20 protein-coding genes, 1 tRNA gene and 2 pseudogenes are annotated in these 25,526 nt (G+C 71.3%); 8 read left to right on the plus strand and 15 right to left on the minus strand.

Annotation, left to right across the window (positions count from 1 at the left end):
- Positions 1–91 precede the first annotated feature (91 nt).
- Both ACFY7H_RS00005 and ACFY7H_RS00010 read right to left on the minus strand, forming a co-directional pair.
- Positions 92–1,351 (minus strand): MAB_1171c family putative transporter, encoded by a 1,260-nt coding sequence (locus ACFY7H_RS00005; RefSeq protein ID WP_388930738.1) that lies wholly within the window; start codon positions 1,349–1,351, stop codon positions 92–94.
- 81 nt (positions 1,352–1,432) lie between these two features.
- Positions 1,433–1,999, minus strand: a complete 567-nt coding sequence (locus ACFY7H_RS00010; RefSeq protein WP_388930742.1) for a toxin-antitoxin system, toxin component — start codon at positions 1,997–1,999, stop codon at positions 1,433–1,435.
- Between the two features lie 454 nt (positions 2,000–2,453).
- On the opposite strand from ACFY7H_RS00010, the gene ACFY7H_RS00015 reads away from it, so the two are divergent.
- On the plus strand, positions 2,454–2,879 hold the full coding sequence (locus tag ACFY7H_RS00015; RefSeq protein ID WP_388930744.1) for a hypothetical protein: 426 nt from the start codon (positions 2,454–2,456) through the stop codon (positions 2,877–2,879).
- On the opposite strand, the gene ACFY7H_RS00020 is transcribed toward ACFY7H_RS00015, so the two are convergent.
- Both ACFY7H_RS00020 and ACFY7H_RS00025 read right to left on the minus strand, forming a co-directional pair.
- The gene (locus ACFY7H_RS00020; protein WP_388930746.1) at positions 2,865–3,668 is read right to left on the minus strand and encodes a helix-turn-helix domain-containing protein; all 804 of its coding nucleotides are present in this window, start codon (positions 3,666–3,668) and stop codon (positions 2,865–2,867) included. The two genes, ACFY7H_RS00015 and ACFY7H_RS00020, sit on opposite strands and share 15 nt — an antisense overlap.
- A gap of 34 nt (positions 3,669–3,702) precedes the next feature.
- Complete coding sequence (locus tag ACFY7H_RS00025; RefSeq protein ID WP_388930748.1) at positions 3,703–5,550, minus strand: FAD-dependent oxidoreductase; 1,848 nt, start codon at positions 5,548–5,550, stop codon at positions 3,703–3,705.
- Between the two features lie 189 nt (positions 5,551–5,739).
- Here ACFY7H_RS00025 and ACFY7H_RS00030 point away from each other — a divergent pair, with 189 nt between their 5' ends.
- Positions 5,740–6,045 (plus strand): 4a-hydroxytetrahydrobiopterin dehydratase, encoded by a 306-nt coding sequence (locus ACFY7H_RS00030; protein WP_388930751.1) that lies wholly within the window; start codon positions 5,740–5,742, stop codon positions 6,043–6,045.
- Positions 6,046–6,070: 25 nt separating this feature from the next.
- Here ACFY7H_RS00030 and ACFY7H_RS00035 read toward each other — a convergent pair whose 3' ends face one another.
- The 5 genes and pseudogenes from ACFY7H_RS00035 to ACFY7H_RS00055 all read right to left on the minus strand — a co-directional run bounded on the left by ACFY7H_RS00035 (position 6,071) and on the right by ACFY7H_RS00055 (position 10,608).
- A complete protein-coding gene (locus tag ACFY7H_RS00035; protein ID WP_388930753.1) occupies positions 6,071–6,496 on the minus strand; it encodes an RICIN domain-containing protein in 426 nt (141 codons plus the stop codon).
- Positions 6,497–6,503: 7 nt separating this feature from the next.
- Positions 6,504–7,346, minus strand: coding sequence for an aldo/keto reductase (locus ACFY7H_RS00040; RefSeq protein WP_388930756.1), 843 nt, complete (start codon positions 7,344–7,346; stop codon positions 6,504–6,506).
- Between the two features lie 201 nt (positions 7,347–7,547).
- A pseudogene (locus ACFY7H_RS00045) lies at positions 7,548–7,619 on the minus strand (hypothetical protein); the annotation flags it as partial.
- A gap of 61 nt (positions 7,620–7,680) precedes the next feature.
- Positions 7,681–9,531, minus strand: coding sequence for an AMP-dependent synthetase/ligase (locus ACFY7H_RS00050; protein ID WP_388930757.1), 1,851 nt, complete (start codon positions 9,529–9,531; stop codon positions 7,681–7,683).
- 225 nt (positions 9,532–9,756) lie between these two features.
- A complete protein-coding gene (locus ACFY7H_RS00055) occupies positions 9,757–10,608 on the minus strand; it encodes a LysR substrate-binding domain-containing protein (RefSeq protein WP_388930760.1) in 852 nt (283 codons plus the stop codon).
- A gap of 125 nt (positions 10,609–10,733) precedes the next feature.
- On the opposite strand from ACFY7H_RS00055, the gene ACFY7H_RS00060 reads away from it, so the two are divergent.
- On the plus strand, positions 10,734–11,786 hold the full coding sequence (locus ACFY7H_RS00060) for a bile acid:sodium symporter family protein (protein ID WP_388930763.1): 1,053 nt from the start codon (positions 10,734–10,736) through the stop codon (positions 11,784–11,786).
- Positions 11,787–11,795: 9 nt separating this feature from the next.
- Entirely contained in the window at positions 11,796–12,221 is a 426-nt protein-coding gene (locus ACFY7H_RS00065; RefSeq protein ID WP_388930766.1) for a (2Fe-2S) ferredoxin domain-containing protein, read from the plus strand.
- A 112-nt stretch (positions 12,222–12,333) separates the two neighbouring features.
- Here ACFY7H_RS00065 and ACFY7H_RS00070 read toward each other — a convergent pair.
- Both ACFY7H_RS00070 and fdhD read right to left on the minus strand, forming a co-directional pair.
- Positions 12,334–12,567 (minus strand): annotated as a pseudogene (locus tag ACFY7H_RS00070) (GntR family transcriptional regulator); the annotation flags it as partial.
- A gap of 45 nt (positions 12,568–12,612) precedes the next feature.
- Positions 12,613–13,479: a formate dehydrogenase accessory sulfurtransferase FdhD gene (fdhD, locus tag ACFY7H_RS00075; protein ID WP_388932201.1), complete on the minus strand. Its 867-nt coding sequence runs from the start codon at positions 13,477–13,479 to the stop codon at positions 12,613–12,615.
- A 205-nt stretch (positions 13,480–13,684) separates the two neighbouring features.
- On the opposite strand from fdhD, the gene ACFY7H_RS00080 reads away from it, so the two are divergent.
- Entirely contained in the window at positions 13,685–14,626 is a 942-nt protein-coding gene (locus ACFY7H_RS00080; RefSeq protein ID WP_388930768.1) for a beta-ketoacyl-ACP synthase III, read from the plus strand.
- Between the two features lie 333 nt (positions 14,627–14,959).
- A tRNA-Leu gene (locus ACFY7H_RS00085) sits at positions 14,960–15,044 on the plus strand.
- A 154-nt stretch (positions 15,045–15,198) separates the two neighbouring features.
- On the opposite strand, the gene ACFY7H_RS00090 is transcribed toward ACFY7H_RS00085, so the two are convergent.
- Positions 15,199–16,989: a hypothetical protein gene (locus tag ACFY7H_RS00090; RefSeq protein ID WP_388930771.1), complete on the minus strand. Its 1,791-nt coding sequence runs from the start codon at positions 16,987–16,989 to the stop codon at positions 15,199–15,201.
- Positions 16,986–17,891 carry a hypothetical protein gene (locus tag ACFY7H_RS00095; protein ID WP_388930773.1) on the minus strand — a complete coding sequence of 302 codons (906 nt, stop codon included), beginning with the start codon at positions 17,889–17,891 and terminating at the stop codon, positions 16,986–16,988. Before ACFY7H_RS00095 ends, ACFY7H_RS00090 begins: the two co-directional genes overlap by 4 nt.
- 180 nt (positions 17,892–18,071) lie before the next feature.
- Between ACFY7H_RS00095 and ACFY7H_RS00100 the strand changes: the two genes are divergently transcribed.
- On the plus strand, positions 18,072–18,296 hold the full coding sequence (locus ACFY7H_RS00100; RefSeq protein WP_388930776.1) for an XRE family transcriptional regulator: 225 nt from the start codon (positions 18,072–18,074) through the stop codon (positions 18,294–18,296).
- A gap of 302 nt (positions 18,297–18,598) precedes the next feature.
- Here ACFY7H_RS00100 and ACFY7H_RS00105 read toward each other — a convergent pair whose 3' ends face one another.
- On the minus strand, positions 18,599–19,165 hold the full coding sequence (locus tag ACFY7H_RS00105; RefSeq protein WP_388930779.1) for a hypothetical protein: 567 nt from the start codon (positions 19,163–19,165) through the stop codon (positions 18,599–18,601).
- Positions 19,166–20,041: 876 nt separating this feature from the next.
- On the opposite strand from ACFY7H_RS00105, the gene ACFY7H_RS00110 reads away from it, so the two are divergent.
- Positions 20,042–20,482 carry a hypothetical protein gene (locus tag ACFY7H_RS00110; protein ID WP_388930781.1) on the plus strand — a complete coding sequence of 147 codons (441 nt, stop codon included), beginning with the start codon at positions 20,042–20,044 and terminating at the stop codon, positions 20,480–20,482.
- A gap of 765 nt (positions 20,483–21,247) precedes the next feature.
- Here ACFY7H_RS00110 and ACFY7H_RS00115 read toward each other — a convergent pair.
- Entirely contained in the window at positions 21,248–25,252 is a 4,005-nt protein-coding gene (locus tag ACFY7H_RS00115; RefSeq protein ID WP_388930784.1) for a polymorphic toxin-type HINT domain-containing protein, read from the minus strand.
- Between the last annotated feature and the right edge of the window lie 274 nt (positions 25,253–25,526).

Below are 25,526 nucleotides of genomic sequence, written 5' to 3' on the forward strand. Positions count from 1 at the left end.
TGTGCGGTGCAGCTTAGACACCTCCACCACACCGGAGGTCTTCGTCGTGATCAAGACCGGCCCCCGTTAACAACGCTCGTGGTCAATACACCTAGCCGAGCGTCCCCCTGCGGGCCGCCTCCACGATCGGGGAGTGGCGGAACTCCCGGGCCAGCGCGGCCAGGGGCTGGCCGTCGAGGCGGTACGGGGCGGGTTCCGCGGCGTCCGTAGCGGGGGCGCCCGCACGCTCGGCGGCGGCCCGGGCCCGGCAGGCGGCGGCGAGCATGGCCGCGTCCGCCACCACGGAGGCTTCCGCCTCCGTCAGGCCCCGGCGGCGCGCGGCCCCGTACGCCGCCGACCGTACGGCGGGGTCGAACCAGCTCGCGAGGGCCAGCAGCCCGTCGTCGATCACCGACTCCCGGTGGATCAGCCGGATGCCGACCGGCGACCACCAGGTCAGCGGGACCGGCGTCACGCCGCGGTGCGCGAAGCCGCGCAGGGCCCGCCACAGCGGGCGCAGCCGCCGGTACTGGCTGAAGTCCCGCCAGACGGCCGAACCGCCGGCCATCGGGACGATGAACCCGGTGCCCACCAGCAGCGCCGCCGCCGAGGCGAGCGGCGGGGCCACGTACGTGGACAGGCCGTCCCAGTCGTGGCCCGCCCAGCGGGCCCCCACCGCCGCCCACTTCGCGACGAGGTACCCGAGGTCCAGCACCCCGCCCAGGGTGAGCAGCGCCAGCCCGGTCCGCAGCGGCCGCATCGCGGGATCGACCCGCAGCATCCACTTCAGGCACAGCACGCTCAGCGCGGCGCTGCCGGCGGTGTGCGCCAGCAGGTAGCAGACGATCATCTCGCGCAGCCACGGGGTGTTCGCGTAGTACGTGTCCAGGTCCCGCAGCCGTTCCACGGGTGCGTCCCCGATCACGAACAGGGCCGTGATCAGCACGGTGACCGTGCCGAACACCCCCACCGTCACCCAAGTCGCCCGTCGCAGTCGCGCGGCCGGGCCTCCCGCCCAGTGCAGGATCAGCACGATGGAGGCGCCCGAGAAGGCGGTCAGTACGCCGTACACCAGCGGGGCGGCGAAGTTGACGACGCCGGTGAGCCTGTTGACCGCCGCGAGGGACGGCGGGGCCGCCAGGAAGGTGAGCAGGCAGCCGGCCACCAGCAGCGCGCACACGGCCCGCATCAGCGGCTGGTCCCAGCCCCGGCGCAGGGCCGGGGCCTTGATCAGCAGGGCCAGCACCATCACCGTCCCCGCCAGGTAGAGGGGCAGGCCGTTGTTCACCGCGAGCGGCCGGGGGTCCCGGTACCGGCGGCCGGCACGGAAGCGGGGGAGGGGGCCGGGGTGGCGGCACGGTGGCGGGGGCAAGGGGGGTGCATGCGCGGTGTTTTCCTTCGGAGGGTGCGGCGAGGGCCGAGCCGGTAGGGCTCCGCGCGTCAGGGGACGCGGTCAACGGCCCCAGCCGAGGGAGGACTTGATGCGTTCGATCTCCTCGGAGGAGGGCTGCTGCCGGGGCGGGGGCAGGAAGGGCTTCAGGATCTTGCCGAGGTGCAGGCCGAAGGTCTCGGCCCGGATCTCGGCCGGGTCCTCCCGGTCGGCCCGGGCGGCCGCCTGACGGACCACCGAGTCCAGTGCGGAGTCCGGGCGCAGCAGGTCCGTGAGGCTGCCGCGGGGGCCCGTCAGGCGGGCGGCCACCGCCATGCCGGGGCCGTGGCCGTCGCAGGCGCCCTCCTCGATGTGCCACAGCTCGTGGCAGGCGATGACCAGCTGGTGCTCGGGCCGGGTGCGGGCCTCCACGACGACCAGGTCGCGTTCCTCCAGCTCCAGCCACAGCCCGCTGGCCGTTTCCGGCGGGAACGGGGCGAAGCGGAAGTCCACCGGCCGGCCGCCGCTACGGCGCCGCCCGAAGGCCGCGCACAGGCCCCCGATGATCTCGGCGACCCCGGTGGGGGCCGTGAGCCGGGCTTCCGCCAGCAGCTCGGCGCCGAGCTTCCGCATGCTCGGTGTGGTCCTCATCGCGCTTCCCCCTCGGCGGTACGGTCGGGCGCACGGCCCGCGGCTCCGGCCCGGGACCACCGGTCAGGCCTGCCGGCACCGCCGCGTGGCGGGCCCCGGCACCGCCCGGGCCGGGTCGGGCGGCGGCTCGCACCGGAGGTTCTCCGTAGGGCGGCGAGGCGTTCGGGCCGGTGGCTCGGTGTGACTAGGTGTGGGTCGGTGTGGCTCGGTGCGGTGAAGCCTAACCGCCTGTCCCGCCCCCAACCACCGCGTCCCCCGCACGCGCCTCCGGGACGGCCCGTGTCCCGCGCGGATGAGGCGCGGGTGAGGTGTCGGCACCGCCATGACCCCGGAGGTAATCGACCCCGGCCGGGCCCGGCGGCACAGTGGGGTCATCGGGTTCCGGGGCCGCGCACTCGGCTCCGGAACCCGTCCCCACCAGCACGTCCGACGCCCGATGGAGGCTGAACCGCCCATGTCCGCGACCCTGCTCGGCAGCATCGCCCGCACCACCGTCCCGCAGACCATGCTGCGCCGCTTCCTCGCCCTCGACGCGGTCGTCACCACCGGCAACGGCCTGGCCTACGCGGTCTTCCCGGCCCCGCTCGGCCGGCTCCTCGGCGTCGGCACGAGCACCCTCCTCGGCCTCGGCCTCTTCCTCACCGCCTTCGGCGCCGGAGTCGCCTGGCTGGCCTCGCGCCGCCGCCCGCCGGTCTTCCCGGTGAAGTTCGTCATCGAGGCCAACTACGTCTGGGCCGCGCTCAGTCTGGTCTCGCTCGCCGCCTGGTTCTCGCCGACCGCGGCCGGCGCGGTGTGGATCCCGGCGCAGGCCCTCACCGTCGCCTCCTTCGCGCTCCTCCAGCAGCTGGCGCTGCGCTCGGCCGGCTCAGGGGCCCAGTGAGCGCAGGTACTTCACCGTCGCCGGGTCGGCCGGGAGGAAGGTCTCGATCGCCAGCTCGGCGACGGTCACGTCCATCGGCGTGTTGAAGGTCGCGATCGACGACACGAAGGACAGCAGGTGCCCGTCGTGCTCGATCACCATCGGGAGCGCGATGTACGGGACGTGCTCGTCCGGTTCCCCGCCGCCCGGGCGTTCCGGCACCGGATAGGCGGACACCTCCTCGTACAGCGCGCGCAGCGGCGCGGAGCGGGCCAGCGCGATCTGCCGCTCCATCTGGGCCAGCAGGTGTGCGCGCCACTGCCCGAGGTTGCGGATCCGCGGGGCGAGCCCCTCCGGGTGCAGGGTGATCCGCATGGCGTTCAGCGGCGGGGCCAGCAGGTGCTCCGGCAGCCCGTCCAGCAGCATGGCGATGCCCCGGTTGGCGGCCACCACGTCGTACACGGCGTCGACGACCAGCGCCGGGTAGGGCTCGTAGCCGGTCAACAGCCGCTGGACGCCCTCGCGCAGGGTGTCCATGGCCGGGTCGTCGAGCGCGGTGTGCGGGTAGTGCGGAGCGTAACCCGCGGCGAGCAGCAGCGCGTTGCGCTCCCGCACGGGCACGTCGAGCCGGTCGGCGAGCCGCAGCACCATCTCCTCGCTCGGCCGGGACCGCCCGGTCTCGATGAAGCTGATGTGCCGGGACGAGGAGCCGGCGCGGCCCGCCAGCTCCAGCTGGCTGACCCCGCGCCGCTCCCTCCATGTCCGCAGCAGCGAGCCGAGCGTGGGCGTGGTGGAGGCCGTGATGCTCATGACCACGACGGTAACCCGGCCGGCGGCGCTCCGGTCAGCCCAGGTCGAAGACGTTCCGCAGGCCGAGACGGTAGCGCCACAGGTCGTGCCGCTTCGCGGACTCCAGCTCCGGGGGGCGGTAGCGCGGGATGACCGCGCATCGGGGCGCCGTCGAAGCGTCCCGGTCCAGCAGGGCGTTGACCGCGGCGCGGGCCGAGGCGTTCGCGCCCTCCATCGTCGCCAGGTCGATGTCGACGGCCACGTAGTCGCCGCTGAGGAAGAAGTTGGGGACGCGGGTGTGCGCGCTCGGCCGGTCGTGGAAGGTGCCGGTCGGGTGGATCAACAGCTCGTCCTGGTTGGTGGGTTCCGGGGTGCCCAGGCCGTCCACGCCCGGGTCCAGGAACCACGAGTGCAGGGCGCGGTCGGCCAGCAGGGTCCGCCCGGTGTCGTTGAGGGAGGCCTTCAGCTGGGCCCACACCTCGCGCGCCACCTCCTCCCGGGTGCACTGCTTGGCCGTCTTCCCGTACAGGATCCCGGGCTTGTCCCACTCCGAGATGTCCACCGACAGGCAGTCCACGGCCGTGCCGTCGCCGTAGTCGGCCGGGAAGTCGCGGGCCGGCCAGTGCGCGGCCTGCTGGATCGCCGTCAACGACCAGGGGGAGTCGATGCAGTTGAAGTGCCCGTGCACCAGAGGGGCGCGCTCGGTCAGGTAGAACTGGATGCCGGTCATCCAGTCGGTCCGCAGCCGGTCGCAGCGCCCCAGCATCGGGTCGGCGGCCCGTAGTGCCGCGCTCCAGGTGCGGCGGGCGTGCTCCACGGGCAGGGCGCTGACGTAGTGGTCGGCGGTGACGGTCCGCCGGGCCCCGTCGGGGTCCAGGACCGCGACCCCGCTCACGCGGCCGTTCCCGTACCGGACCTCCTGGACGGTCCAGCCGATCCGGAACTCCACGCCGAGGGAGTGCAGGTGCCGCTCCCAGGGGTCGATCCACGCCTCGTTGGTGGGGAGGTTCAGGATCCGGTCCGGCGGGCCGTCCGCGCCCCGGCCGAGCGCGTTGCAGACGAAGGCCTCCCCGAGGGTGCCGACGGTGCGGGTCGAGGCCTCCTCGGCCTTGGTGGCGACGATGTTGCGGGTGATGCCGACGGCCAGGATGCGCTGGTACTCGGCCGACATCCGCGCGGCCCGGGTGAACTCCCACCACGGGGTGCGCTCCCACACCTCGTCACGGCGCTCGTCGCAGCTGGTGAGGAAGACCAGCACCCGGTTGACGAAGTACGCCGTCTCGTGCGCGGGCAGCCGTACCAGGGACTCCAGGATGCCGGTCAGGGCGCGCCGCAGCTCCTCCGGCGTCAGCTCGGCGGGGGAGTGGCCGGGCCAGGGGATGGGTGCGCGCAGGTCCTCGCGTCCGGCGGCCCGGGCGAACATCATCTCGGGCGGGGCCACCAGGTTGTCCCACACGCCGTTGGCGTTGCCGGGGAAGGGGATCCGCCGCATGGTGTCCGGGAGGTTGTGGTAGATACCCGGGATGAAGCGGAAGCCGTGTTCGGCCGGCAGGGGTCTGCGGCCGCCCCGGGCGCTGCCGGGCACGTCCATGCTGCGGGCCTTGCCGCCCAGGGCCCGGCGCTCGTACACCGTGACGGCGTAGCCGCGTTCCGCCAGCTCGTGCGCGGCCGTCAGCCCGGCCACCCCGCCGCCGAGGACGGCGACCGCCCGCCGGTGTGCCGCCGGCGGGCCGGGGACCGCGGCGGCCGGTGCCGCGAGGGCCCCGAGGGCCGGGAGGGTGCCCGCGGCGGCCGCCGCGCCCGCGATGAACGTACGCCTGGAGCTCCCCGTGCCGCCCGCACCCTCCGCGCCGTCCGCACCCTCCGTGCTGCTCACGCCGCCCGTGCCGTCCGTACCGGCCATGCCCGCCTCCTTGTTACCGGTGGTAATGCTTGGTCCGGCGCTGGAGCATAGGGCGGCCGGCCGGGGCGCGGAAGCGTACGGAAGCACCCGGGCGCACTATGGCGGGAAAGGTTCACCACGGCGTGCGCCGTGGAAAACTGACTGCACATCACAGGACCACGGCCAGGACGACCGGGAAGGAGACAGCGGATGCCGAGCGAGCCGCTTTCGCAGAAGGAGATCGAGGACCGGCTCCGGGAACTCCCCGGCTGGGCCTTCGAGGACGACCGGATCGAGCGCACGTACCGCCTGGACACGCACCGGGCCGCGACCGCCCTCGTCGTCCACATCGCCGTGGTCCAGGACGAGCTCAACCACCACTCCGAGCTCACCCTCGGCTACAACACCGTCCGCCTCTCGGTGAACAGCCACGACGCCGGAGGCGTCGTCACCGAGAAGGACTTCGGCCTCGCCGAACGCGTCGAGGCCCTCGCCCCGGCCCACGGCGCGAGCTGAGGCCGCCCCACGCCCCCGCCGCGCGTCAGACGGGTTCCAGCCGCCACCACTGGGAGGGCGAGTCGGTGTCCTCGCCCTGCCGGGTCCGGCCGTCGCCGTCGGCCTCCAGCGGCAGCCCGCTGATGCACGCGATCAGGGACACCACCCCCGGATCGTCCAGGTGCTCCTCCACGAGCCACTCCTGTGCGCCGAAGGCGTTGGCGCGCCAGACCTGTACGCGGGCTCCGCTCTCGGTCGAGGCGTTCGCCACGTCCAGGCGCCGGCCGTTGTCCTCGCTCACCACGTGGAAGACCCCGCCGCCGCTGTGCACGGCGGAGACCCGCCACCGCCGGGCCGCCGCCGGGGCGGGCGGCCCGTCGGGGCCCACCCGTACCCGGGAGGCACCCTCGAGCTGGAGCACCAGCCCGCTGTCCACGTTGCGGATCCGGTAGATCCCGTCAGGAAGGTTCACGCGCGCCTCAGTTGTCGAAGACGGCCGGATCCGGCCCGATCCGGTGCCCGTCCGCCCCCAGCGCGTCCAGCGCCGCCAGGTCGTCGGCGTCCAGCTCGAAGCCGAAGACGTCCAGGTTCTCGCGGATCCTGGCCGGGGTCACCGACTTCGGGATCACGACGTTGCCCAGCTGGAGGTGCCAGCGCAGCACCACCTGCGCGGCGCTGCGGCCGTGCCGGGCAGCGACCGAGGCCACCGCCGGCAGACCGAGGAGCTCCTTGCCCTGGCCGAGCGGGGACCAGGCCTCGGTGGCGATGCCCAGGGAGGCGTGCAGGGCGCGCATCTCGGCCTGCGGGAACAGCGGGTGCAGCTCGATCTGGTTCACCGCCGGGACCAGCGGGCTCTCGGCCCGCAGCCGCTCCAGGTCCTCCGCACGGAAGTTCGACACGCCGACCGCCCGGGCCCGGCCGCTCGCCGCGATCTCCTCGAAGGTCTTCCAGATGGTCACGAAGTCGTCGCGCATCGGGCGCGGCCAGTGGATCAGGTACAGGTCGACGTGGTCCAGGCGCAGCTTGCCGAGCGAGTCGTCGAAGGCGCGCAGCGTCTCGTCCCGGCCCCACCGGTGCCGGGAGCTGTTCCACAGCTTGGTGGTGACGAACAGTTCCTCGCGCGGGATCCCCGAGGCGGCCAGGGCCTTGCCGGTGCCCCGCTCGTTGCCGTACGCCGCCGCCGTGTCGACGCTGCGGTAGCCGGCCTCCAGCGCGGTGGCGACGGCCTTCTGGGCCTCGGAGTCCGGCACCTGCCAGACGCCGTAGCCGAGCCGGGGCATGGATGTGCCGTTGTTGAGCCGGACGGCGGGCACCTGGTTCACGTCGGTCGTTCCCTCGGGTCGGTGGTGCGGTGCGGTGCGGTGCGGCCGCGCCGTGCCACGGCGTACGCCGGGCGGCAACAGGCCCCGCGCCCAGCCTATTCCCGCCGCCCGTCCGCCACGTCCGGGGCGCGGCGGTCCCGGGGGTCCGGCGAGTGCCCGGTGCCGGCGACGGGACCGACGGCGGGATCCGGGCGCGTGCCCCTACGCCGTCCCCGGGTACGCCTTCCGCACGCGCGGGTCCGCACGCACCTCGGCCGGGGTGCCCTCGGCGAGGACGGAGCCCGGGTCCCGCTCCCGCGGCGTCGCGGCTGGAGGTGCTGACCGCGCGGGAGCGTCAGATCCCTCTGCCCGACGGTTCCTGTGACGGGTACAGGGCCGCGACCTCCCGCGCGTACGCCTTCTCGATGGCTCCCCGCTTCAGCTTCAGCGAAGGCGTCAGCAGCCCGCGCTCCTCCGTGAACTGCTCGGCCAGCACCCGGAAGGCGCGGATCCCCTCGGCCTGCGAGACCAGGGTGTTCGCGGCCACCACCGCCCGCCGGACCTCCGCCGTCAGATCCGGGTCGTCCGCCACCTGCTCGGCCGTCCGCTGGGGCAGCTTGCGCACGGACAGCCAGTGCGCGACCCCCTCCATGTCCAGGGTCACCAGCGCGGCGACGAACGGCCGGTCGTTGCCGACCAGGACGCACTGCGACACCAGCGGATGCGAACGCACCCGCTCCTCCAGGGCCGCCGGCGCCACGCTCTTGCCGTTGGAGGTCACCAGGATCTCCTTCTTGCGCCCGGTGATGATCAGGTATCCGTCCTCGTCCAGCCGGCCCAGGTCCCCGGTCGCCAGCCAGCCGTCGCGCAACACCTCCGCCGTGGACCGCGGATCGCCCAGGTACCCCGAGAAGACGTGACCGCCGTGCAGCCACACCTCCCCGTCGTCGGCGATGTGGACCGTGGTGCCCGGGATCGGCGGGCCCACCGTCCCGTACTTGACCGCCCCCGGCGGATTGGCGGTCGCCGCCGCGCAGGACTCCGTCAGCCCGTACCCCTCGAAGACCGTGATCCCGGCCCCGTCGAAGAACAGCCCCAGCCGGCGCGGCATCGCCGAACCGCCCGACATCGCGTACCGCAGCCTGCCCCCGAGGGCCTCGCGGAGCTTCCCGTACACCAGCCTCTCGAAGACCCGGTGCTCCATCCGCAGCGCCGCCGAAGGCCCCGGGCCTCTCCCGAACGCCTTCTCCTCCCGCGCCCGCGCGTACCGCACGGCCGTCTCCACCGCCCGGTCGAAGGGCCCCCCGCGCCCCTCCGCCTCCGCCCTGCGCCGCGCCGCCGCGAAGATCTTCTCGAAGACGTACGGGACCCCCAGCACGAAGGTCGGTCTGAAGGCGGCGAGATCCGGCAGGAGTTCGGCGGCGGCCACCGCCGGCTGGTGCCCCAGCTTCACCCCGGCCCGTACGGCGGCCACCTCCACCATCCGCCCGAACACGTGGGCCAGCGGCAGGAAGAGCAGCGTCGACGGCTGCCGCCCGTCCGGCCCGGCCCGGAAGACCGGCTCCCACCGCTCCACCAGCGTGTCGGCCTCGAACATGAAGTTGCCGTGGGTGAGTACGCAGCCCTTCGGCCGGCCCGTGGTCCCCGAGGTGTAGATGACGGTCGCGACGGCGTCCGGGGTCACCGCCCCGCGGTGGCGGTGCACCACGTCCTCGGCCACCCCCCGGCCGGCCGCCACCAGTTCGTCCACCGCCCCCGCGTCCAGCTGCCACAGCAGCCGCAGTCCCGGTAGCCGCTCGATCACCGACCCGACCGTCATCGCCTGGTCCTCGTTCTCCACCAGACACGCCGTGCACGCGGAGTCGTACAGGATCCAGTGCACCTGCTCCGCCGACGACGTCGGGTACACGGGCACCGGCTGCGCCCCGATCGCCCACAGCGCGAAGTCGAACAGCGTCCACTCGTAGCGGGTACGGGACATCACGGCGACCCGGTCACCGAAGCGGACCCCCTGCGCCAGCAGCCCCTTGGCGAGCGCGAGGACCTCCCCGGCCAGCCGGCGGGCGGTCACGTCCCGCCAGACGCCGTCCGCCTTGCACCCGAGCACCACATGGTCCGGGTCCCGCCCGGCACGCTGGAAGACGGTGTCGGCGAGGCCTCCGGCCGGCGCGCCGGTGACCAGGGGGGGGACGGTGAACTCGCGCACGTTCCGCTCCTCTGCGTGCAGGGCGCCGAGACGCTACCCCACCGGTACCCCCGCCCGGCACCCCCGGGGAAACTTCCACAAGATCCCCCCGCGGCCCCAGGCCCCGCCACCTGCGGCGCAGCCGCCCGTAGGTCCCCCGGACGGGTGATCCGGGCCGCTCCGCCCGTCCCCCACCGCGGGACGCCGCCCCCGCCCCCCGGGGGGGGGGGCCCGCCCGGACGGCCGCTACGCCGGCCGGCTCAGGCGGTCGCCGCCCGCCAGCACCGCGGCGGCCAGCGCCTCCGCCGCCGGCGTCGGGCGCCGCCCCTGGAGCAGGGCGAACTCCACCGGCCCCAGCTCCGGCAGCCCGCCCACCCGCACCAGCCCCGGCGGGATCAGCCCCCGGGTGTGCGCCATCACCCCCAGGCCGGCACGGGCCGCCGCGATCAGGCCGCTGAGGCTGCCGCTCGTACAGGCGATCCGCCAGGCCCGCCCCTCCCGCTCCAGCACCTCCAGGGCCCGCGCCCGGGTGATCCCCGGCGGCGGGAACACGATCAGCGGCACCGGGCGTTCCGGGTCCACCCGCAGCCCCTCGGCCCCGATCCACACCATCCGGTCCCGCCACACCAGCCGCCCCCGCTCGTCCCCCGGCCCGCGCCGCTTCGCCAGCACCAGGTCCAGGCGCCCCGCGTCCAGCCGTTCGTGCAGCGTCCCCGACAGCTCCACCGACAGCTCCAGGTCCACCTCCGGGTGCTCGTGCCGGAAGCCCTCCAGGATCTCCGGCAGCCGGGTCAGCACGAAGTCCTCCGACGCTCCGAACCGCAGCCGCCCGCGCAGCCGGGTTCCCGTGAAGAAGGCCGCCGCCCGCTCGTGCGCCTCCAGGATGGTCCGCGCGAAGCCCAGCAGCGCCTCGCCGCCCTCCGTCAGGCCGACGCTGTGCGTGTCCCGCACGAACAGCGGGCGCCCCGTGGCCTCCTCCAGTCGCCGCACGTGCTGGCTGACCGTGGACTGGCGCACCCCGAGCCGGCCCGCAGCCTGCGTGAAGCTCAGCGTCTGGGCCACCGTGAGGAACGTGCGCAGCTGGACCGGGTCGTACATGACCCCAGCCTATTGCGTTCCGTGATGACAGTCAGAGCGGTGTGCGTGTTTCCCGATGACCGCTCGACCCGCCACGATGGGCCGTACCCCCGTTCCGACCCCGCACGACAGCGAGTGAGCACCCCATGCGACGCCCCCGCCTCCCCGCCTGGCTGCCCCTGGACCCGTACGTACTGGCCCTGCTCGCCACCGTGGGCCTCGCCGCGCTGCTCCCCGCCCGGGGCACCGGCGCCGCCCTCGCCGGCGGCGCCTCCACCGCCGCCGTGGCCCTCCTGTTCTTCCTCTACGGGGCCCGCCTCTCCACCCGGGAGGCCCTCGACGGCCTGCGCCACTGGCGGCTCCACCTCACCGTCCTGGCCTGCACCTTCGTCCTCTTCCCGCTGCTGGGCCTGGCCACCCGCCTCCTCGTGCCCGGCCTGCTCACCCAGCCGCTCCACAACGGCCTGCTCTTCCTCTGCCTGGTCCCCTCGACCATCCAGTCCTCCATCGCCTTCACCTCGATCGCCCGGGGCAACGTCCCCGCCGCGATCTGCGCCGGCTCCTTCTCCTCCCTCGCCGGCATCCTCCTCACCCCGCTGCTCGCCGCCGCCCTCCTCGGCAAGGACGCGGGCGGCTTCTCCCCGGACTCCCTCCTGCGGATCGCCCTCCAGCTGCTGCTGCCCTTCCTCCTCGGCCAGGGCCTGCGCCGCTGGGTGGGCGGCTTCCTGGTCCGCAACAAGAAGGTGCTCGGCTACGTCGACCGCGGCTCCATCCTGCTCGTCGTCTACGCGGCCTTCAGCGCGGGCGTGACCGCCGGGGTCTGGCAGCGGGTCGGCCTCCCGCGCCTCGGCGCGCTGATCGCCGTGGAGGCCGTACTCCTCGCCGTCATGCTGCTCGCCACCTGGTACGGGGCTCCCCGCCTCGGCTTCGGCCGCGCGGACCGCGTCGCCATCCAGTTCGCCGGGTCGAACAAGAGCCTCGCCGCCGGACTCCCCATGGCCAGCGTCCTGTTCGGTGCGCAGGCCTCCCTCGCGGTGCTGCCGCTGATGCTGTTCCACCAGATGCAGCTGATGGTCTGCGCGGTCCTGGCCCGCCGCCGCGCCCGGGACCCCGAGGCGCTCCACCAGGACCAGCCCGACGCTCGACGTGTGGTGGAGGTCTCGCCCGAGGTCCAACCCCCCGCCGGACAGGGCCGGTAGCGTGCGTCGGTGACCTGGATACGCCCGCTCGCCGCCACCGCCCCGCGCCCCTGCACCCTCGTGGTCTGCCGCGGCTGTTGCTGCGGAGACCCCCGCAAGAACCCCGGCTCCGACCACGCCGGACAGCTCGCCCGGCTGCGGGAGGCCGCCGCCGCGTCCGGCGGGCGCCTCGCGGTCCGTACGAGCGACTGCCTCGGGCCCTGCGCCCAGGCCAACGTGATCGTGGTCCAGCCCACGACGGAGGCCCGCCGCCGTGGCGCGCGGGCCGTCTGGTTCGGCTGGGCCCTGGACGACACCGCGACGGACGAGATCATCGCCTGGGCCGCGTCCGGCGGCCCCGGCAGCACCCCGCTCCCGGCCACCCTCGACCTGCACCGCATCGACCCCCCGGAGCCGAAGCCGGCCGCACCCCCGCGCAGGGGCCGGCGCCGATAGGCGGCGCCGGCCCCGGACGGTGCTCCTCAGCCGAGACGGACGTCGTCGACGGTCCAGTACCAGTTGTTGCTGCCGCTGTAGCGGAAACGGACCTGGACGTCGGTGGCGCCCGCCGGCCTTCGAGCAGCAGCTCGGGCAGGGCCTGCCGTACGGTCTCGCGGGCCACCCCATACCGCTCGGCGAGATCCCGCTCGGTGGGCAGCGGGCCGCCTTCGCCGAGCTCGTCGAGGAGGTCGGCGAAGCGGGCCTTGACGGCGTAGTACTTGGGGATGCGGCCGTGCTCGGGGATGCCGGAGCGGACGGGCGAGCCGGGGCGGTGGGGCGGCTGCGGGTTCTGGTCTTCCACGCTCGGACTGCACGCGGGGCCGCACCGCGCCGTCGGCCCGGCGCCCTACCCGTGCCGCTCCGGCGATACGGCCCGGCCGGTCCCGGGCAGCAGGATCCGCTCCTCGCCCGCGTAGACGTTCATGTCCGGGCCCCGCAGGAAGCCGACCAGCGTCAGCCCCGACTCCAGGGCCAGGTCCACCGCCAGCGAGGACGGCGCCGACACCGCCGCCAGCACCGGGATCCCGGCCATCACCGCCTTCTGCGCCAGCTCGAAGGACGCCCGCCCCGACACCAGCAGCACCGACCCCGCCAGCGGCAGCCGCCCCGCCCGCAGCGCCCGGCCGACGATCTTGTCCACGGCGTTGTGCCGCCCCACGTCCTCCCGTACGTCGAGCAGCTCGCCCTCCGCCGAGAACAGCCCGGCCGCGTGCAGCCCGCCCGTGCGGTCGAAGACCTTCTGCGCCGCGCGCAGCCGGCCCGGCAGCTCCGCGAGGAGCTCGGCGGGGACCCGTACCGGATCGGAAGCCAGCCCCGGGAAACGGGTCGCCGTACGGACCGCGTCCAGGCTGGCCTTGCCGCACAGCCCGCAGGACGAGGTGGTGTACACGTTCCGCTCCAGCGTGATGTCCGGAACGGGCACCGAAGGGGCCAGCTGTACGTTGACCACGTTGTAGGTGTTGGAGCCGTCCTCGGTGGCGCCCTCGCAGTACGTCACCGCCCGCACGTCCGAGGCGTCGGCCAGGACGCCCTCGCTGGCCAGGAAGCCCACCGCCAGCGCGAAGTCGTCGCCCGGGGTGCGCATCGTGATGGCCAGCGGCTTGCCGTTGAGCCGTATCTCCAGCGGCTCCTCCGTGACCAGCGTGTCGGGCCGGACCCCGGCCGCCCCGCCCCGGATGCGTACGACACGGCGCCGCTCGGTGACCCGTCCCATCGTGATCAGCCCACCCGTTCCGTTCTCGCGCACACCTGACGAGGACATTGTCCCGGATCCGCCGTGCGGGACCTCCGGCAGGAAGTTGCTCGGAATGCTCCAAATTCCGGAGGCGGAATCCTGTTGGGTCACGCGCACCCGTACCCACCAGTAGCAGGCAAAGCTGGTCAACCGACTGCCTGCCGTAAAGAGGGGGACCCCGCCCATGACCGGTTCACGCGTGGTGGCGCTAGGGCACTACCAGCCCGCGAAAGTGCTGACCAACGAGGACCTCGCGGCCATGGTCGAGACGAACGACGAGTGGATCCGCTCCCGGGTGGGCATCCGCACGCGCCACATCGCGGGCGCCGACGAGCCCGTCGACGAGCTCGCCCAGCAGGCCGCCGGGAAGGCCCTCGCGCACGCCGGCCTGAGCCCCGACGACATCGACCTCGTCCTGGTGGCCACCTCGACCGCCATCGACCGTTCCCCCAACATGGCCGCCCGCGTCGCCGCCAAGCTCGGCATGCGCGGCGCGCCCGCCGTGATGGACATCAACGTCGTCTGCTCCGGCTTCACGCACGCCCTGGCCACCGCCGACCACGCGATCCGGGCCGGCTCCGCCACCCGCGCGCTGGTCATCGGCTCCGACAAGATGACCGAGATCACCGACTGGACCGACCGCAGCACCTGCGTCCTGACCGGCGACGGCGCCGGCGCGGCCGTCGTCGAGGCCTGCGAGGAGCCCGGCATCGGCCCCGTCCTGTGGGGCTCCGTCCCGGAAATGGGACACGCCGTGCGGATCGAGGGCACGCCCCCCGTCTTCGCCCAGGAGGGCCAGGCCGTCTACCGCTGGACCACCAGCCAGCTCCCGGCGCTGGCCCGCAAGGTCTGCGAGAAGGCCGGGGTGACTCCCGAGGAGCTCGCCGGGGTCGTACTGCACCAGGCCAACCTGCGGATCATCGAGCCGCTCGCCGCCAAGATCGGCGCCGTCAACGCCGTCGTCGCCCGCGACGTGATCGACTCCGGGAACACCTCGGCCGCGAGCATCCCGATGGCCCTCTCGAAGCTGGTGGAACGCGGCGAGATCCCCTCCGGCGCCCCGGTCCTCCTCTTCGGCTTCGGCGGCAACCTCTCCTACGCCGGCCAGGTCATCCGCTGCCCCTGAGGCCCTGTCGTCAGAGTCCCGCCTGGTCCGCGGCCCCCGGCACCGCACCCCGCCGCGTTGCCGGGGCGCCCAAATACGTCCAGTACTCGGGCGCCCCTCCGCCTCGCGATGCACGGCACCGGACGCCGCGGACCTGACCGGCGCTACTTTGACGACAGGGCCTAGGGGCGCCCACGGCGGCCGGGGCCGGACCCCCGCGGCGCCGGGCTCCGGGCATGCCCGCAGGTCAGCGCGGCGTGGCGGACCGGCGGCCGCTCGTAAACGTGGTCGGAAGCCCGTCGATCCTTTGCTATGGTTGTCCATGTCGCCGCGGGAAACCGGGGCCGACCACCGGTCCGGGTGGCGGAATGGCAGACGCGCTAGCTTGAGGTGCTAGTGCCCTTTATCGGGCGTGGGGGTTCAAGTCCCCCCTCGGACACAGAGGTCAACCGACCAAATGGAGCCGGTCAAACCGACGTAATGTCGCTTTGACCGGCTCTGTTGTTTGTAGCGAACGCGATCTGGCCCCCCGCCGTTGGCGGGGGGCCAGATTCGTATGTGCTGGTCAGGTGGGGTGCAGGGGGTGGGAGGGGTCAGGTGCCGGGTGCTGGGTCGGGTAGGTAGCCCTGGGGGGTCCAGCTGCGGGGATTCTTGAGTTTGTGGCGGTTGGAGGGGCGGCGTCGGGCGGGCTGGTCGTCTACGGGGAGGGTGTCGAGCCAGCTGGTGAGTTTGCGCTGGTTGGCGTGGGCGATCTGGAAGGCTAGGAGGAGGGATTGGGCGGCGACGCCTCGGATGCGGCGGGTGCGGCTGCGTTCGATGGCTTCGTGGTCCTTTGCGTAGCTGTTGAAGTGCTCCACGCGGTTGCGCAGGCGGAAGTAGTGGTGGGTCCAGGGGGCCAGGCCGTGGTCGAGCTCCTGCCAGTGGCGGATGCCGATGTCGCGGGCGAAGGTCAGGGACTCCCGACGGCATACCTCGGGATGTCCGGCTGTGGTGGTGGGGATGTCGACGACGGGGTGGCGGGGGTCGCGGCCGAGGCTGCGGCGTTTGACTGGGCAGGCCACGGTGGGGTGGGTACCGGCTGCGGGGCAGAGCATCCGGCGGGCGCCGCGGTGGTCGGGAGCCGCCTTGGGGCGCAGGCGGTAGGCGGCGCGGGCATTGGCGCGGGTTCGCCAGGTGTCCTTGTCGATCTTCTTGTTGAGGAGGTCGGAGGTGACCGTGATCAGGGCTTCGGGGAGGTGGGGGCAGTACCAGGTACCGTCGACGAGGAGGGCGCCGCCGTGGGAGCCCTGGATGCCGAGCTGGTCGATGCGGTAGTCCCAGATGGGCCGGTAGCCGAGATCGCGTACCGGGATGTGGAAGGTTTCGGGAAGGGCCGCGTTGTAGGCGCGGTCGGCTGCGAGCCAGCCGGGCCGGTAGCCGCGGCGGTGCACGTCGCGGAGTGCGGTGAGGGCGTTGCCGGCGGGGTCGTGGCCGGGTTTGTGGACGGTGAAGGCCAGGACGAGCGCGGGTAGGTGGTGTTCGTTGTCGGGGATGGGGTTGTGGGTGTTGCCACGCGGGCTGGGTGAGGTCTCTCCGGTGACGACGAGGGTCGCCTCGAAGCCGTAGAGGAAGCGCTTGGCCTTCTTGCGCTTCGTGGGGCCGCCCGGGGTGTCGGATGGGTCTCGGTGGTCGCCTTCACGGACGTACCAGGCGGCGTCGGGGTCGGTGGCGGTATGGGGGTCGGAGGTCGCGACGCCACGCGAGAAGGTCCGGATAGGGGTAGCGTCGATGGCGACCGGGCCGTCCCACAAGGCCTCGATATGGGGCCTGGCGGGGGCCAGGGAAGCCTCGACGAGACGGTTGGTGACCTCGACAAGCAGCCGTCGGCGGGCCGCGAGCTGTACCGGGTCGGCTTCTTGTTCCAGCCGAGCGGCATCGGCCCGGCTCAGGCGTCGCTTGGGCAGCGGTGAGGGGTCCATGACGGCTTCGGCCGCGTGGAAGGCAAGACGGACGGTCTTGTAGGCGGCCTCGAACCCGTCGGCGGTGTCGGGCCAGGTGGGGAGGCCGAGTCGGGTGCGGGCGGCGGGGGTGAGCTGATGGGCGAGGATGTCGGCGACATCGCCGAGAACGACACGGCCGTTGTTGCGCCAGGCGGCCAGAGTCATCCCGATCAACAGGGCGTTGACGCTGATGCTTGGGCAGCGGCCCGCGTTGGACTTGCGGACCTCGCGCCGAGCCCCGTCGATAAGGGGGACGATTCCGGAAATGGCGATGAAATGGCGAGCGCGGGTGAACTCGGCCTGCGTGACCGGTTCTCGGCGTCGGCGCAACTGTGCGAGCCAGACAGGAGCTGGCGCCTTGCCCGTTCCCTGCTGGCGGGTGCGTCCGGTGTGGTCGGTGCTCACGGCATCTCCCTGAGGATGGTGGCAGCCTGTTGGGCGCCGATGGTCTTGAGATGGGGCACGAGGCGGGAGAGCGCGTGGAGGGAGTCGAGGCCGGCGGCGGCAAGCAGGACGGTCAGAGGGATGGGGATGTTCATCCGGTCCACCAGCCAGGTGGCACGGCACCGGCCCATGACCAGGCGCGGTACGCGGGGGTCGCGAGTGGCACGGTAGATGAGGTCGGTGACGGTGTTGGAGCCGCGGGCCTGGCAGCCGGGACGGAAGAGCGAGCCGGTTCCGCTGCGCTCGCCGGCCTCGGCGAGGGCGCGTTCGTAGGGGCGGGAGCAGATGACCAGACGCGCCCGGCTGCCCCGGACGGAGAGGACCTGGCCTCCGCCGTCCAGGGCGCGTACGTCAGGTCCGCGCAAGGGGATGATCTCGTTGGTATCGAGGCCGCAGCCCAATCCAAGGACGAGCAGCAGACGAAGGCTCCTACGCAGTTCCTGGGTGGGCTGGCCGCCGGCCCACGCCCACAGTCCCGCCTTCTCTGCTGGAGTGTAGGGCGCGGAGGGGTCGGAACTGGATAGTGAGACGGGCTTGCCGCCGGGCAGGTCGGGTCCGTACACGGCCTGGCGGATCGCGGTGAGGCAGGACCGGTAGTTTGCCCGTGCTGCCTCGCGGACTTCGGGGCAGCCGACGGCGGTGAAGTACTCGACCATGGCGGGGTCCAGCCAGCGTCTGGCGTCTGGCGGGTGGCCGTGCTGGTCGGCGAAGACCGCGATCCGAGTCAGGGCGGTGAGGAGGTCGCGGGCGCGGTGGGTGGTGAGCGGGGCGGCGCGGGCGACCGTAGCGCGGACCTCGTGTTCGACGCGTTCCCAGGCCGGTGGGGCGTAGGCGGGCCGGTACTGGGCGATTCGACGCTCCATCAGCAGCCTCCAGACGAACACCCCCGGCGGGGTGCCATTGGAATACCATGCTGGCTGTTGGGGGATGCTGCGCGACCCGGGAGATCCGGATGGGTGAGACTGGGGCGTGTGCCCCGAGGAGACAGCCGGTTCGTGAGCCCCTGCGGATACGTGCAGGCCGGTCCCTGGCCCAGAGCTGTCTTGACTGACCATCACGGGGCCAAGGTCGCCCAGGCGCTGGCCCTGGCTCTCGCTGCAGGGCTGGAGGAGCGTTGCTGGTCGGTGGCCGAGCTCTCCCGGCGCAGCAGGGTTAGTCGGCTGACCATCGCGAACGTGCTGGCCGGGCGAGTGTGGCCGGATCTGCTGACCGTCGCCAGCCTCGAGCTGGCTCTGGAGAGGGACCTGTGGCCGGGGCGTGAGGTGTGAGCCGGCATGGCCGCGCCTCTTGGGCGTTGGAAGGGGTGGCGCCATCGTGTCCGTCCTCGACGGGGTGGCGTCCACGGGAGCGGGCCACCCGAAGGGATGACGGCACGGCTGTATTCGGCTTCCCGGTGCGCAGTTCGCGTTAGGGTGCCGGAAACGGCCAGGCCGCGCTGATCGGTCTGGTCCCGCTTGAGAGCGGGACCAGACCACCTTGTGAAGGGTCTGCTCAGGTCCGGGGCTGTTCAGGGCCGCCGCTGATGTGAGAGTTGGCGGCGGCCCGTCCCCGTGCCTGAGCGCTCAAATACTCATCCGATCGCACCCTCCTCGTCCGACCGAGCCGGGAGCGCACGCCGGTAGAACACAGACCGAGGCAGCTCGGTCCGGCGCGTCAGCAGGCCCTCGGCGACGAGCTCCTGGAGCAGAAGCCGCATGCTTCGGTGATTGGGCCTCCCCGTCGCCTCGGAGATCTCCCGCACCGTCCACTCCCGTGCTGGATCGCTGTCGGCGTCAAGGACCCTTAGCACCCGTACCCTCCAGGGAACTCCCACCCCCGCTGCTGCTCCGGCTTCCTGAGCCAGCTGACCCGCCCGGGGCTGCTTCCGCTGCTGGCCATCAGCAGGCCCGTTCTGCTGGGAGGTGTCCTGCGGTCGCTCGGCGTTGGAGTCTGCTTCTTTCCTGCTGCCGGATGGGGTGCCGCTGGGACTCCTCTGGGGGAAGGACCAAGACCGTGCGGCCAGCGCCTCGAACTTTGTACGCGTCAGACGCACACGGTCGGTGAACTTCTGTGCATCCGACTCGACTTGCTGCAGCCATTCAGCGGCGGCGCGGGGGTCGGCGAGGGCTGCTTCCAAGTTCAGGCCGGTCGGGTCCATGGCGGACACCCTAAAGCCGGGCATGTGCCTCACAGGGCGCCAGCACAGGTATCCCACCCTGACGAGTGACCCTGCATCAACTTATATGTGTCACAGCCACGTAGAGGCCCTGCGTATCTCTGGCCTGCACGGATACGTGTACCTGAGCGGATGCCTTCTAGGACTTCCTAACCTTACGCAAGCGTGCGTCTCTTCCTGCGTGATGGCACGTTCGGCTCATCCGGGATGCAGTACGACGGCGCTCGGTGAAAGTGGGAAGCATGACGGTCCCGTCGGCGAGACCACGCCGCATCGCACACGTTCTTCTGCTTGACCGCAGCCGCGAACGTGTCCTGCTGTCCGCGGAGGAAGGCACCCTGTCGCCCCCTTCCGTGCTCCTGCGTCCGAGACAGGGGTACCACCAGGCAGCCGCTGAGGCCGCACGCACCTGGTGGGGCGTCGACTCCCTGCCGATTGGACCGGTCACCGGCCACGGCTGGTGCGTGGCGCCTGAAGCACCCGACCGCCGGACCAGTGAACGCAGACTCCTGATGGCTTCCCTGGCTCACCTGCCGGAACCGGTCCGCAGCAATCCTCCTGAACGACTGGCGGGATGCCGTTGGTGGCGGCTTGCGGACCTGCGTCAACACCCAGGGCAGACCAGCCCGCTCGACCTTCACCTCATCATCGAGGGGTACTGGGCCGGCTGGCTGCCCGACGGCCCCCTGTCTATTGACTGGAGCTGACCTCGTTGGCCTCAGGGTGAGGGCAACGCCAGTCAACGGGCGTGGCCCGTGCGACCAGGCACCCGTCACGGCGGTCGCTTCGGCCACCCTTTCGGAGGGCAGAAACACGAACTGCTTGGGCACCGGCAACCGCTGCGGCTAGCGTCGCCCTGTGACAAACCAAGATCCTGTCGCGTTCCCGTTGAACCATCTCGAGTCCATGAAGGCCGAGTGGAACCGCAAGCACGCCGAAGCCGCCGCAGAGGCGGAGCGGTACAAAGACCTTCTCGATTCGGCCAGTGACATTGAGGAGATTGCGGTCCTGTGGCAGCAGCTCTCTGAGGGGCCCGTCAGTCACCACCTCTTTGACGCAAGCCGCGAACACGTCCATGAGCAGCCCGCCACTCTGGATGCCGACAAGGTGCTCATGCTGATGGGCCAGGAACCGGACCGTCTGTGGAAGGCCAAAGACGTTCAGACCGTCTTCGCGCACGTTGCCCTCACCGAGGTACGGGCCTTCCTCAACACGATGGTGGGCGAAGGTCGCCTCGAGGTAGTTCGCCGCAGCAACCGCCGCCTAAACTTCAAGATCCCCTACCCAACATCTGCTTGATCAGCCGACGTACCGTTGCCGCGGCCTCAAGGCCCAACGGGTACCTCACTTCGTCTTGAACTCGCCAGTGGCAATCACATTTTGCCCATTGGCGGAGCTACAGGCCCGGCCACACAGCTCTGCGGTCCGGTGCCCCCGGTGTCGGGGTCGGCGGCAAGGACCTGATCATCCACGGCAAGCTGCTCGATCGGGCGAGTCGTGTGGTCACCCATCAAGACACGGGTGCCGGCTGGGAAGCTGTGCTTCGGCTCCACGAGGGCAGTACGGCAGCTGCTTCCCGATTCGTGACCCCTTCACGGCACCTTCTACGCCGTCGGCCACCCTTTTGAGGAGTTTGATCTTGCCGACTGGGAGGACGCCTGCGACAGCCATTGCGCAGTTACCCACGGCCGTTCCTTGATGCAATTAGGCTTCCTGGGCCTGTCGTGCTTCTTCGGCGATCTCCCCCTCGCGTTTTCGCCTGACGTCCTCCCAGGACGTGCGGATGCCTCAGCAGCACATGCTGTTGGGGCATCCGCACGCGAATGCTGAGATTTGTCAGCGTGTGAGTTCGGGCCAGGCGCTACTGAAATGCACGACCCTCATCGCCTGAGGCAAGGCAGCCTCGGTTATCGCCATGACAGCACGAATGCAGTCCATTGGAGAAAATCCCCTACTTCGCAGATCGGCCAATATTACGTCCATCTCGGTGCCTTTCTGCAGCGACTCTGCAGCGACGGCTATCCCTGCAGTCAGATCCTCCTCGGTAACCATTACGCACTTCCCCTACTCCGGCTCCGGAATCTTGAATGTCATGTCGGGCCTGTGACCCACGGGGCCGGACACTCGCACTCCAGCGATCCGCAAGGTTCCTCCACCGTACCCCTGGTCCCGCAGGGCAGGCAGCATTTTCTGCCGGATCTCACGCAGCATCGCCGCGGTGCCTTCACGCCCGAGAGAGCCACGACTCATTTCCCCCTGGCCGTATACCGCAATGTCGGACAGGGTCACTTCCTTGCCTGATATTCCGACAACGGACATCATTTCGATGGGACCCTTATCGGTCTCGATCACGTGATAGAGAGTGCCGCCGTCGACAACGTTGTGGATCCCACAGAGCTCGTCGTTGTGAACGAGAACCGGAGTCCGGCCCGCCAGCACATAGTAGGCGTGGAGGTCGTTGACAGTGAGGTTGTACGCGGGCTGCAGACCCGTCCAGTGGCGGACGCTGGCTATCTTCGCTGGATCACCGTTGGGTGTGCGGAGGGTGTCCTGTGGTGTGAGGTCTGCCGCGTTCTTCCACTCCGCATCGTTCTCGGACCAGAAGGGGTGGTGATCGGTCGTGGTCACCGAACCACCGGCGCCGTCATCACTCAGTGTGATATCGGTGAAGTCTTGATCATCGGGTGTGTAGATGGTCGCGTCGACGCGGCGCGGGCCGGTGAGTCCGGTTTCGGGATTGGTGGCGAGAACCTGGTCGCCGATCTTGATCTGTTCGATCGGGCGTGTGCCGCCGTCGCCCATCAGAACGGGCGTTCCGGCGGGGAAGCTGTGCTTCTTCGGCTTCACAGGGCAGGTCGGTACATGCTTCCCGACTCTTGACCCCTTCACGGCATCTTCGACGCCGTCGGCCACCTTTTTGACGAGTTTGAGCTTGCCGACTGGGAGGACGCCTGCGACAGCCATGGCGCAGTCACCCAAGGCGGGTTCCTTGATGCATTTTTCGATGTCGGCTCCGCCAGAAATCTCCCATGTGAGCTTCCAGGCGATCTCGGCGAGCTGCTTCGTCTCTTCCCAGTCGGGTATGTGGGGGAAGACGATCTCGTCGGCGTCGGCCCCCATCATGCAGGGGGGCAGGCTGTCCCGGTTGGAGGGGACGATGCACTTCGGATTCTTCTTCTTTGCGGCCTCTGCCTGCTTCTTCCAGGCTTCCTGGGCCTGTCGTGCTTCTTCGGCGATCTCCGCCTCGCGCTTTCGCCTGACGTCCTCCCAGGCCTGGGAAGCGTAGGTCGCGGCCTCGTCATTGCTCTTGCCGGCGGCAAGAGCGGACGCGCGTGCCTGTCCGGCCGCCGCGTCGGCCTTGCGGGCGGACTGGCGGGCGTAGTCGACGGAGAAGTCTGCCTGGGCTGCGGAGGCTTCGGCGGCATCCGCGTCGCGGTTCGCCGCAGCTGCGGCGTTGCGCGCGGTGGTGGCCGACTGCTTGGCCCTGACGGAGCTGGCTTCGGCGGCGTAGGCGGACTTCCTGGCGCTGGCTGCATGGCTTGCCGCAGAGTCGGCGGACTTCTTGGCCTCGCCGGCGAACTCGGCGGCCTCGCCAGCGGCCTGCCTGGCTTTGGCGGCTGCTTCGGCTGCGCGCCAGCGGTTGGCCTGGGCCTTGGCCGCAATGATCTCGCCTTCGGCAAGGAGGCGGTCGATCTGTGAGCGGTGGTGATCCGTGAGGTCGTCCTTGCGCGCGGCCGTGTGCTGGCCGACGGTGACGAACTCGTGCAGCTTTTCGGGTGTTCCTTCCATGGCGGCCTTGGCCGCCGCCTTGACCTCGACTCCTCCGCTGTTGACGAGCTTGGAGGCGATGACGTCCTCGTCGGTCCGACGGGCCGCGTACTGGCCGATCTCCAGGAAGGCGGCCAGGTCCTTGCCGTTGTCCTTGGCCAGGGCGGCCTTCGAGGCCTCCTTGACGCTGGGCCCGCCCGTGTTGTTGACCTTCGAGACGGCGACGGCCAGATCCTCCTTGCCCGCCTCGTACTGGCCCTTCGCGTAGTAGTCGGCGATCTGCTGCGGGGTGCCCTTCAGCGCCTCGACCGCACCTTGGCGGATGGAGGGGTGCGGGCTGGTGACACTCAGCTGCAGGACCTTGTCCCGGGCCTCTTCCTGGCCAGCCTTCTGCCAGCCGGTCCGCAGGTACTCCAGGACGTCAGCATCCGAGCCGGCCAGAGCGGTGGCTGCGGCCTGCTGGCTCCAGGGCCCGCGCAGCTTGAGGGCGTCCAGCGCGAGCTTGCGGCCCTTGGCCGCAGTCGCCGCGATGTCAACATTGGGCTTGCCCGCCTCAGCGGCCAACGCAGCGGCGGTGGTGTCCAGGGCACGGGCCTGGAGGGCGATCTCCGCCGTCTTGGAGACCAGGCGTTCGCTCTGGGCCTTCTCCGACCGGGAGCGCTCAAGAGCAGCCTCGGCACGGCCGGTCAGTTCCGCGGTCTCGACCTCCAGCGCGATCTCGTGGACCTTCTTCGCCGTGTTGACGGCCGTGGTCGCCGCTTCCGCAGCCTCCTTCGCGGCTTCTGCGTGCTTACGTGCGTCGTCTGCCGCGTTAGCGGACTGGCCCGCGTACTTCGCCGCCTGCTCGGCTACCTGCGCTGCCTTCTCGGCGTGGTTCGCTGCGGATCGCGCTGCGTCACGTGCCGCGAAGGCGGCTTCGGCCGAGCGACGGGCGAGCGCGCCGGCGTTGTTGGCAGCGCGGCCGGCGGCGTTGGCGTGACGCCGGGCCTCGGCCGCGGCGTTGCGGGCCTCGGCCGAGTGCACACCCGCTGCATCCGCGTACCGGTTCGCGGCCTCGGCGGCATCGGCTGCCGCATTGGCATTGGCGCTCGCGCTGCGGGAAGCGTCCGCAGCACGCCCGGCCGCCTCCGACGCCCTGCCAGCCTGATGCGCCGCATCGGCCGACTTCCGCGTAAGCAAGGCCAGGTTGCGGGCCGTTGCCGCAGCCTGCTTGGCGGCTTCGGCCTTGCCCGCGTCGGCACCCGCGGCAATGGCCGCATTGTAGGCGTCGTTCGCCGCGTTCGCCGCCTGAGCCGCCGCGTTCGCGGTCTGGGCGGCGGCCAGGGACGCGATCCGGGCCGCCCGACTGGCGGCATTGGCCGAGCCGATGGCCTGCTGAGCCGCCGCCGCGGCGGCCCGTGCCGCATCCGCGGCCTGCTGGGCCTTCACACCGGCACGCTTGGCATCCTTGCGGGCCGCTTCCGTTTCCCGGGCGGCCTTCTGTGCGGCCTCCTTCGCCAGACCGGATGCGGCAACCGCACGCGCGGAAGCCGCCTCCGACTTCTCCGTAGCCGCCTCGGCCTGCAGCCCGGCCTGGCTGGCCTGCTCGGTCAGCTGCTCAATCGTGGCGTGTTCCTGGTCCCGGTTACGGGCGACGAACTGCCCCACCTCCAGGAACTCGACGATGTCGTCGGGCGTGCCCTGCAGAGCCGCCTTCCCGGCCGCCTTCATGTTCGGGCCGCCGAAGTTGATCAGCTTGGAGACCTCAACATCGTTGTCGATCTCCCGCTCCTTGTACTGGCCCTCTTCCAGGAACTTCGTGACAGCCGCCGGCCCGGCCTGGAGCGCGGCCTTGCCCGCCTCCTTGACGCCAGGACCGCCGAAGTTGATGACCCGCGAAGCCTCGACGTCACGGTCCTCCTGCAACGGCTTCTGCCACCCACTGCGCAGGAACTCACGCAGCTGCTCCGGAGTCCCCTGCAGGGCCGCCTTGGTCGCCTCACGAACAGCGGGACCACCGACGTTGAAGACCCGGCTAGCCGCGACGTAGTCGTCGTCGTACCTGAGTGCGCCAGCCCCGTCGAGGAACTTCCGGATGTCCTCGGGACCCCCGAGAAGGGCCTGCTCGGCCGCTTCCCGGACTCCTGCGCCACCGTTCTGCCATGCATACACGGTCAAGGAGCGGTCCGACGCGAGGGTGATCTCCTCGATCTCCTCCTCGGCCGCTGCGGGAGACGCCCCCAGCAGGCCTGCGGTCAGGGCTGCCGCGAGGGCGGCACCACAGATTCCGCGGGATCTTCTTCCTCTCTTTCGTGATGGCATTGCGGAGCCTAATACTCCGGAACGGAATGCTCGCCGCTTCATGCGGTTGTCCCCCTAGCTCGATTTCACGCCAATGCTCATGCAATTAGCCATTCGGAATTACAGAATCCGCTTCACCTGTACGGCGCGGTGCGCAGGCAGGTGATTGAGTATCAGCCACTTCTCAAGGTAGGTGTGGCTAAATTCCACCGATACCTCGATACTCGAGATAGCGAGTGGATCATACATGTGCTTTACTTCTGGGAATCACAGAGGGCTGCCTCTATGTGGAGCC

The sequence above is a fragment of the Streptomyces sp. NPDC012794 genome (assembly GCF_042901085.1).
Classification (GTDB): Bacteria; Actinomycetota; Actinomycetes; order Streptomycetales; family Streptomycetaceae; genus Streptomyces.